We start from the raw sequence: 8663 nt of genomic DNA, 5'->3' as shown, positions 1-8663 counted from the left end.
TTCAAGTGCATCGACCACTGTGACATGCGTCAATCTAGAGCGAATAGTGAAGTTCGAGGGCGCGCCTTGCCTCATCCCGTCAATTCGCAAGAAATATGGACATTCCTCGCACTCCGCGCTTCCGGGTTCTGCCGCGATAAAGGTCATTGACCGCGACACTACATCAATGCGAATCCGACCGTGAGCGAAAAGGAGCTGGCCATTTCCTACTTGCGGTGTAATTAGAATTGAATGTGAAGTAATCGATGCGTTCGACTCCGCGTCGCTGTCGGACTCTACGGTAATATCGAACTTGTTTGGCTCGCCGACGAGAGCTATACCCACACGAGAGCGAAGGCTGGCGGCGATGATGTAAGGCGATTGAATCGCCGGAAAGGCCGGTGGAGTATCAGCGATTTCGACCATAGAAATGTGCTTTCCTCCGGCCACTTGGGTGGGCCTTTTCGCAAAGTCTTCTGTGAGCAACTCTGTGACTTCCTTGAAGGAGAAACCTCTCATTAGCGCGTGCTCTTCGATGAAGTACGTTATTTGCGGCAACGACATTGTCACACGAGTTGCCAGAAGCCGAAAGGCGTGACGCACACTTGGGGTCAGCACGATTTCAGAGTTGTCAGACAAATCCATTAGGATGCCACTCATCACTAGCGATTCGAGCAGCTCTGGCTTTGCAAGGAGCGAACGGGCGGGCGAGAGAGTTTCCACCAGTTGACAAGCAGTGGGCGACACTTGCAATAGAGTCGTGACCTGGTCTTCGAACGCCGTTGAGGTGTGTTGAAGGGAGTATGTCGCGCGCACGCTCGGGTATACGAAGTGTCTAATCCAGTACTGCCCAAGCTCACTCTCAAACAGTGCAATCGAATACGTTTTCGCAGTCGAAATGCAGAAATGTACATTTGACGCGTCTGCTTCACACATGCCTGCCTGAATCACTTTTCGCACGTCTTGGGAGTCTTTTCGCACTTGTACCTTGGATTCAGCCGGTGCCTCGACGATCCCCAGGGAGAAGGCGTCGCTCACGATGCGTTTACAAGCCGCTGCGATGGCGCGTTCTTCGGAATCAGTATCCGACGCAAAATCAGTGATATCCGGGCACGAAGCCACATGTGCGACATAATTGGTGGTGAGCGTGCTCTCCAATTCGTCTCGTGATTGTGCGAGCAATGACATCAATTGCATCCAAAGACACAGACAAAGACATTTGTCGCGATTCCACGTCAAAACCAATCTCGGCAGGGCAATGTTTAGCTCGTGTGCAGTGACCTCCTTTTGCAGTGCCCATAAAGCCTGCCCGGCCTTCCGAATGACATTCCGACGCAAGTCTTCTTCTTGTTCCGGAGTATCCACCTGCACCGAGAACCGCAGTTGGCCGGCCACTAGATCGGGGCCTCTGATTGCTTGGTGGCGAGCCCAGTGGACTTTCGCAGTCTTGCTTCGAATCTCGCGATACTGCTCCACCTGATGGCTTGCACGGTCATCACCGATGTGAAGCTCGTCCGCCGCAAATAGGATGGCCGACAACAGTCTTGGGCGAACGGTTTCATTTCGCCCTAACGTCAAAAGCTCAGGAAGGTCAGCCCACGTCGGCTCACCATTTGCATCCCGTTCGGGTCTGTGACCACGGCATGTCAGAGCCAGCGCCTCAGCGTAAGGCTGCGACTTCAGCTTAAAGGCCTGCCATTCGGCCTTGATTCGTTCCCCGATACGAACAGAATGTTGGCGACGAATGGATTCTTGACCCGCCGAGGTTGCACTCTCCTCTTCAGTGCCCACCATTCCCAGGTCGTGAAAATGACACGCAAGCAATAACAGATAGCGCTCCGCATCGTTTAGTTCCTGAATGAGTCCGGCCGCACAAAGCATTCCAGCATGTTCATCCACAGCATCTGTATGCTGAGGGCTATGATCAGTGCCACTCGGGAATGAAGCCGGAGTGTAGGATGACAAAGTTCTCGCATGATGAAGTGATTCGCGCGCAGACGCCAAAACTGAGGGATCGATCTCCTCCAGGAGCATTGAGAATGATTTGGCCACCGTTACGCGCTCCCCCGACGAAGATGGAAATAGAAGCCAAAAACTGAGAGGCAACAGAGCATTGCAGCGAAAGATGATGGCTCTGGCACTTGTCGCACTTCCACCCAACCAAAGTTATTCCGAACGGCGTTTAAATCGTCAATCGTGACGCCACAATCGTAGTCCGTGTCGCCCAGCACGGGAGCGCCTTCCGATCCGAAGTTGTTGCGGACGAGGTTCAAGTCGTTGATGTCGACCTTTCCATTGCCATCCGCGTCGCCCGGATGTGCAATCGGGTCCAGTTGAGCGACCCAGCCGTATCGATTGCCCCCGGGGTCGGTGCCATTGCCCACGATCGTCAGGCCATCGGCGGAAACGCCGGTTGCCTCATTCAGATTCCAGCCAGCTACGTTTCCGCCTTGGCATCGCAACACGTCCACGAGATCGCGCGAACCCAATCGAGAATGGATCAACGTTGCATGCCAATCGCCGAAGGCGTCTTTTCCCTCACCAACAATGACCGAACCGTCGGCATTAACAGCATAAGCGACGTTGCCGCCGATCGACCTAATCCCATCAGCCTCCGTCCACACGAAGGCATTCCCTGCGCCACCGCCAACTATGGTTGTGCCGTCGGCAGAAATAGCTTGGGCGATGCCCAGGCCAAGTTCCACGCCGCCTCCTTCCGCCGTCCAGCGAAAGAAGCCGCCGGCTGGCGTGGTAGTTTGGCCGACGACGATCGTGCCGTCTGCCGAAACGCCAGTCGCGCGTGAGTTGCCGAGGTCTTGGAGGCCGTCAGCCTCGGACCACCGAAACGCACGCCGATCCGGCCCGATTGTACTTCCGACTACAACCGATCCGTTATAGGAAGCAGCGTACGCGAAGGCTCCGCCAACGATCTCAATTTCACTCGCCGCGCTCCAACGAAAACCGTGGTCGTCTCCTGTATGACCTACGATGTAGTTCCCGTCGCCGGACACAGCATATGCGACTGCGCCTTGGGGAGTGTCCGGCAACGCGAGCGTACCAGTTGCAGCAGTCCATCGCACGGCACGTGAGGTGCCGCTGCCCCGCCAACTGCGTCCGGCCACGACGCTGCCGTCGGCAGAGATGCCAAACAGCTCCGTAACCGTGTCTCGGTCCAGTGGCCCTACGGCGACGATTGACGCTGCCCGGGTCTCAATGAGCGTCGACACAACCATCAAAGCGCACAGCGCAAACGCCACTCGCATGGCCTGCCCCCTTAGTCGCGACGGGTCTCTGCAAAAGAGCCGCCTGCGATCCTAACCGCGTTAGCAGGCGAACGCAAAGTATCGCCTGAATCGGAGGCCCCTGCCAATTGGCCGTTGGGTTGGTCGCAATTCCGAAAAAACAAAAAACTCGGCGACCCGAACATACAAATAAGGGCATAACGATTTGGGGGGCCTGCCCCCGGGGTGGGCCGTCGCGTGGCCTCTGTCGTCGATTGACAGGGCGGACGAGTCGGTGGGACCGCGAATGCCGCTGTCTGCTCCCCCGGCCGCCCTGCGTCACGCTGGGTGCCAACAGAGGCCACCCTCACTCCGACGGATGGGTGGGCGCATTCTGAACTAGATCGACGATCCGACCCCGCACAGCCTCGAGCAGCAAAAGCAACGTGATTTCGTCACCCATGTAGCGTTGGCTGGTTCGCAAATATGCACATTGACTTGGAAGGACTGTTATGGTCTCAGGCCTTGAGATTCAGGAATTCCCATAACGATCACCTTGATCGGAATGCCATTGACGATCAAAGGCTTCGCCGGCAGCGATGATACGTCCATCAACGCCCAACCATATTCCTTGCCAGTGGCGAAATTGGGGCCTACCATCTGAAACGTGCCACCATCAGGATGAGTAAGGGGCTTCAGCCGCTGCACCACAACTTCTTGACGGGCGATCTTTCCCGTCAGTTCTGGAACTCGGCCTGCTCGCTCGAACTGCTGGATCATCTTGGTGACATCCGTTCCCTTGCCTTCGGCGAGCCCCCAGGTTCCGTTGTTAAATTCAGCCGTCACGTCGGGGTACTTCTCGCCATGCGCGGCTACGCCGAATTTCGGACGAGCGGCATCGTCCATCCAAACGTGTTTTACATTGCCTGAATCCGCATAACGCATCATCGCTTCCCTTTCGCGAGCAATCGCTTCCGCATCGGTGGACCCGATGCTCCCCGTCACCTTGGGATGATGAACTGGAGTTCCCGTTAATTTGCCGGCCTTGCCTCCCATCGCGCCTGGACCCCCGGGAATGCCACCACCTCGTCTGCCGCCGGATGAGCCACCTGTGGTGGAGGCGTTCATCCCGCGCCGGCGGGCGAGTCGCGTCAGCAACCGCTTGCCACCTACGGTGCCGACCACCAGCACCAGTTTCCCGAGGAGCGCGGGGAGGACACGCAATAGGAAACGAATATCCGGATTCGCCACCGACTCGGCATTGCTGGTTCCGCCCAAGTGTTCGGCGGCCGTGATGTGACCATCGGGGTCGGTCGCCACGAACCACAACTCTTTTGGGTCCCATGTGCCCCATTGTCGAAAGCCAGGCTGCTGAAAAGCTGCCACGAAGTGCGACTCAGGAAACGTCTCTACGTTCTGATCCAAGTCGGGGAACTTCTCAATGATCTCTTTGGAGCTACTGGGAACGTAAATGTGGTTGTCGTACACAGCGCCGACGTAACCAACGACTGTAAGGTTTTTGTTGACGACCGGATCGAATGTATGTCCTCCCGGCAGCAGTTTGCTGTTGACTTGTTCCCAGGGGGTGGCCACGGTATTGAATTTCTGATCCTCTTTTTCGACGACCCAGATTTCGTTGTATGAACCTGCGCCATCCGTCTGGATGATCCGAAATCGTCCTTGTGTGCGCAAGTAAGGCTTTCCGGTAGGTGCCGGGTACGGATTCACCGCCGGTTGAGGATTTTGGGCCGGAAAGGGCTTAATTGGCTGGTATCCAGCCGGAGTTTTGGGAGGTGTGACTTGATTCTGCGGAAAATTGGGAAACTGACTCGGCTGCTGGGGACCAAAGTCCGGCCACTGGACCTTCTTTTCTTTTCTTCCGTGCGCTGACTCGAAGCTCTCGAACGGTCCGTCCGGCAAGAACGTCCGATGGTACGTTTCCGTGTGGGACATGGCGTGGACTCCGGCCGCGAAGGGGATTACTGGGGGATGAAAACCGAATGACTAGGTTACCGTTGGAGCAGGCTCACTAGCCGCGTCTGGTACTTTATTCGCGTCATATTGCGAGTTGTGACAGCCACAAGGGCATTTAATCGAAGATCTCTGTTGGGTGAGCCGGCGGCGGCGAAGTACCTATACCGCAAAAATTGAAAAACCTCTGATACGCCCATACGAATGGCACCGACTTGATTTGGGGGCGCGTACCCCCCGGGGTGGGCCGGCTGGCGGCGTCGGGATGTCGGCCGTCGAAGTCTCTACAGTTGTGCGTATCGCCCGCTGGAGAGCCTCTCCGGCCGCCCTACGCCACGCCAGGGGGCTTACTCCGGCACCGCTTACTCCGACGCTAGGTGGCCACGTCGCGAACTAGGGCGAGGATTTGATCTCGCACGGCCTCGGGCAATGTCTGCCATGCGTCAATGATGGCCGCCAATCGAAGGTCCAAATCGTCAATTCGCGAGTCAACTGCGCCGGATTCTGCGCCGCGTTCATGGGAAACCCACATTTTCGCCGTGTTTTTCGTACTTGTTCGAATCCTGTCCTCTCCGTTCAGCCTATTGGCAATCATCCGTACCGCTCCGCCAGCCGTCATTGGATTGCGGTCCCGTGAGTGCACCTGGAATTACGGTCAACGTTCTTTCGCGACCGGTTACGATGCTATAGTTAGCGTCGTCCTTCTGCGGCCCTTTGCTGACCGTCTGGTATTGGCGCGGGGCGATCCCCGCCAAACAGCGTCCGTCGCACGTCCGGCGTCCACTCCCGCAGTTTTGGCGGGCCGATCACTATGTCAATCACCGACCACTGGCTTTTTTGGGCGCTGTTGTCCGCAGTATTTGCCGCGCTGACGGCTATTTTTGCAAAGGTAGGCTTGGAGGAAGTCGACGCCGACTACGCCACACTGATCCGCACTGCCGTGATCTTCGCCGTGTTGGCTTTTCTGGTGTGGGGTCTGGGAAAGTGGCGCAGTCCGCTGACGCTGCCTCCCAGTGCGGGCCTGTTCCTCATCCTGTCGGGATTGGCGACCGGCGCGTCTTGGTTTTGCTACTTTCGAGCGCTTAAGGCCGGCGCGGTGTCGCAAGTGGCGCCGATCGACAAACTAAGCGTGGTACTCGTTGCAGTGTTCGCGACACTATTTCTGAACGAACGCCCCGCGCCGATCGCGTGGCTGGGCATCTGCTGCATTGGGTTCGGCGCCGCGCTCATTGGCCTGCAGCGCTGATTCGTTTCGCGGCGGATTGGACGGCGAACGCTCAACATCACTGACATCGATCTGGTTGTCGGCGTGGTATTCGGCGCTCCGGCCGCAATATGCAACCAAGCAGCTGTATCGCGAATTGCGAGAACTCTATAGACTTCAAACATCTCGTGCTGTCCGGCGCTAGCGATGCTAGCAGATGCGAGCGGAGTTCGCAGCGGAAACTTCTGACTCAGATTGGTGAGTGTGATGCAGGAAGCAATCACGGCGGCAACGGTCGATTTTTCCCGTCCGCAGAACCCTTCGCTCCTGAAGCTCCCGCTGTTTTGGCCCTATTTCCTGCCGATTGTCGCTATTCATGCGCTGGCTTTGTTGGCGACAGTGCCCTGGTTTTTTTCTTGGACGGGCGTGGCGGTGATGTTCGTGGGCGTCCACTTTTTCGGCTGCTTCGGCATCAATATCGGGTATCACCGACTGTTGTCCCATCGGAGCTTTCGCACCTACCCGTTTTTCGAGCGCGTGTTGTCGGTCATCGCGCTTTGCTCGATGCAAGACACGCCTGGGCGCTGGGTCGCGACGCACCGGATGCACCATCGCCATTCCGACGAAATGGAAGATCCGCATTCGCCGTTCGATAGCGTCGGCTGGTCGCACATCGGCTGGCTGTTTCGACGCAATCCGACGAATCACAGCATCGGCGTGTATCACAAATACGCCCAAGACGTACTGAGCGATCCGTTCTTCATGGCGCTCGAGAAGCGGCCGCTCTGGGTCATGTGGATTTATCTAACGCAGGCACTTGCCTACTACCTTTGCGGCTTGTGCTTGGGGCTGGCGATGGGCGATTCCTGGGCGGCTTCGAGCCAATGGGGCGCCAGCCTGGTCATCTGGGGCGTGCTGCTGCGGACTGTTGCCGTTTGGCACATTACCTGGAGCGTCAACTCGTTGACGCATCTCTACGGGTATCGCACGCACGACACGGACGAGAACAGCCGCAACAACTGGCTCGTGGCCCTGCTGGCGAATGGCGAAGGTTGGCACAACAACCACCATTGGGATCCCGCGAGCGCGACCGTGCAGCACCGCTGGTGGGAGCTTGACACGACCTACCTGATGATCCTGGCCCTCAAATGCGTCGGCCTGGCCTGGGACGTCGTGCCGCCTCGCGCACGACGTGCGCGAAGTCGCGCGTCGGGATAGTGTTTCGTTGAACCCCAATTTTGGGTTCACGCTCCACAGGCGCCTTTCGCACCGCGAAAGGCGACTATGCCAACGAAAAGACCCCCGGGCGATTGCCGCGCGGGGGTCGTTAATCGTATGGGAGCTGCGACTGAAAGTTTAACGCTTCGAGAACTGCGTGCCACGGCGGGCGCCGCGGAGGCCGTACTTCTTGCGTTCTTTCATGCGGCCGTCGCGAGTCAGCATGCTCGCCTGGCGGAGCGCGGCTTCCATCTCGCTGCTATGGCCCTTCAGGGCCCGGGCGATGCCGAGCTTGCAGGCGCCCGATTGACCGGTCATGCCGCCGCCTTTGACGTCGATGATCACATCGACCGTCTCTACCTGGCCCGTGGTTTCCAGCGGGGCCAGCACCGCAGCCCGATCCTTCACGTTGTGGAAGAAATCGTCGAGCGGCCGTTTGTTGATCGTGATCTTGCCGGAACCCGGGCGAATGCGCACGCGGGCGACTGAGGTCTTACGGCGTCCAGTTCCGAGCGAATCTGCAGTGGCGTTGGCCATCGACGGACGATCCTCTAAGCGATGCGTAAATGATTTGAGACGGGAAATCGACCCTTAGCTGACCGCCAACTCGACGGGCTGGGGATTCTGGGCCTGATGCGGATGCTCAGGACCCTTATAGACCTTGAGCTTGTCCAACATCTTCGTGGCGAGCTTGTTCTTCGGCAGCATCCGGCGGACCGCCTCGCGGAGAATCGTCTCCGGCTGCTTGGCGAGCCGCTCGGCGGCCGACTCGCTCTTCTGCCGCGTGTAGCCGGTGTACCAGGTGTAGCGCTTCTGGTCCCACTTCTTGCCGGTGAACACCACGCGTTCCGCGTTGGTGACCACGACGAAGTCGCCGGTATCGGTGTGCGGCGTATAGGTTGGGCGGTGCTTGCCCATCAGGATCACGGCGATGTCGGAGGCCAGGCGACCGACGATTTTGTCCTTGGCGTCGACGAGCAGCCATTTCTGCTCGACTTCACCCGGCTTGGCGACGTACGACTTCTGCGAAAGCATCTCAATCCCATCCTTCAAAGCGGAAATCGCCGCCC

7 protein-coding genes are annotated in these 8663 nt (G+C 58.0%); 2 read left to right on the top strand and 5 right to left on the bottom strand.

The window, feature by feature from the left end:
* The 3 genes from SGJ19_28580 to SGJ19_28570 all read right to left on the bottom strand — a co-directional run.
* Window positions 1-1878 (bottom strand): hypothetical protein (locus tag SGJ19_28580; protein ID MDZ4784223.1); only part of this gene is annotated, 1878 nt, incomplete at its 3' end.
* Window positions 1879-2033: 155 nt separating this feature from the next.
* A complete protein-coding gene (locus tag SGJ19_28575; GenBank protein MDZ4784222.1) occupies window positions 2034-3242 on the bottom strand; it encodes a hypothetical protein in 1209 nt (402 codons plus the stop codon).
* A gap of 468 nt (window positions 3243-3710) precedes the next feature.
* On the bottom strand, window positions 3711-5153 hold the full coding sequence (locus SGJ19_28570) for a hypothetical protein (protein ID MDZ4784221.1): 1443 nt from the start codon (window positions 5151-5153) through the stop codon (window positions 3711-3713).
* An 829-nt stretch (window positions 5154-5982) separates the two neighbouring features.
* Between SGJ19_28570 and SGJ19_28565 the strand changes: the two genes are divergently transcribed.
* Window positions 5983-6417, top strand: a complete 435-nt coding sequence (locus SGJ19_28565) for an EamA family transporter (protein MDZ4784220.1) — start codon at window positions 5983-5985, stop codon at window positions 6415-6417.
* 225 nt (window positions 6418-6642) lie between these two features.
* On the top strand, window positions 6643-7593 hold the full coding sequence (locus SGJ19_28560) for a fatty acid desaturase (protein MDZ4784219.1): 951 nt from the start codon (window positions 6643-6645) through the stop codon (window positions 7591-7593).
* Between the two features lie 138 nt (window positions 7594-7731).
* On the opposite strand, the gene rpsI is transcribed toward SGJ19_28560, so the two are convergent.
* Window positions 7732-8130 carry a 30S ribosomal protein S9 gene (gene rpsI / locus SGJ19_28555; GenBank protein ID MDZ4784218.1) on the bottom strand — a complete coding sequence of 133 codons (399 nt, stop codon included), beginning with the start codon at window positions 8128-8130 and terminating at the stop codon, window positions 7732-7734.
* 54 nt (window positions 8131-8184) lie between these two features.
* The gene (rplM, locus tag SGJ19_28550) at window positions 8185-8628 is read right to left on the bottom strand and encodes a 50S ribosomal protein L13 (protein ID MDZ4784217.1); all 444 of its coding nucleotides are present in this window, start codon (window positions 8626-8628) and stop codon (window positions 8185-8187) included.
* Window positions 8629-8663 lie beyond the last annotated feature (35 nt).

This window comes from Planctomycetia bacterium (genome assembly GCA_034440135.1).
In the GTDB taxonomy this organism is placed as follows: Bacteria; Planctomycetota; Planctomycetia; order Pirellulales; family JALHLM01; genus JALHLM01.
Note: the sequence above shows the minus strand (reverse complement) of the source record. Positions and strands in the feature narration are given on the sequence as shown.